Below are 477 nucleotides of genomic sequence, written 5' to 3'. Positions count from 1 at the left end.
CCTTGATGTTGTCGATCGACTGATCGTACGATATCGGTGTAATTGTGACAGAGTATTTATAATGCAGAGGATGTTATTGATCTTTCTGCGAACCCACTGTCTTAAATTGATGTTATTTTGGGGTGCTGAAGTTGATATGATTTCGGCCTTACCCGTTCGCACACATTCCATGTTCACCGTTAGTTATAGAAAACTGTGATCGTGTTGACAAACCGTGTGCGAAACATGTTTATGTTTCCTGTGTGAGACGTTTGTGATGGACTTGATTGTTGTTGTTATAGTTATATTGTATGATGAGTTTGTTGATGATGATGTGATGAGATTGACTGTCGATCTGATTGATTGATCGATTGATTGAATGGATGAATGAATGAATGAATGTATGGTGGATGGATGGATAGCTGGATGTCTTGGTAGATGTGTTGATGAGTGTTGTTGTTGAATGTTTTTGTTGTGATAATGGTTGTGAAGAGATGG

General features: G+C 38.4%; 1 protein-coding gene. It reads right to left on the bottom strand.

Annotated features, from left to right (window positions below; genetic code table 11):
- Positions 1–281: 281 nt before the first annotated feature.
- A partial coding sequence (locus DF185_RS24870; protein ID WP_207784752.1) for a hypothetical protein occupies positions 282–477 on the bottom strand: 196 nt, incomplete at its 5' end.

This window comes from Marinifilum breve (assembly GCF_003202155.1).
In the GTDB taxonomy this organism is placed as follows: Bacteria; Bacteroidota; Bacteroidia; order Bacteroidales; family Marinifilaceae; genus Marinifilum; species Marinifilum breve.
This window is presented reverse-complemented; position numbering and strand designations above follow the sequence as displayed.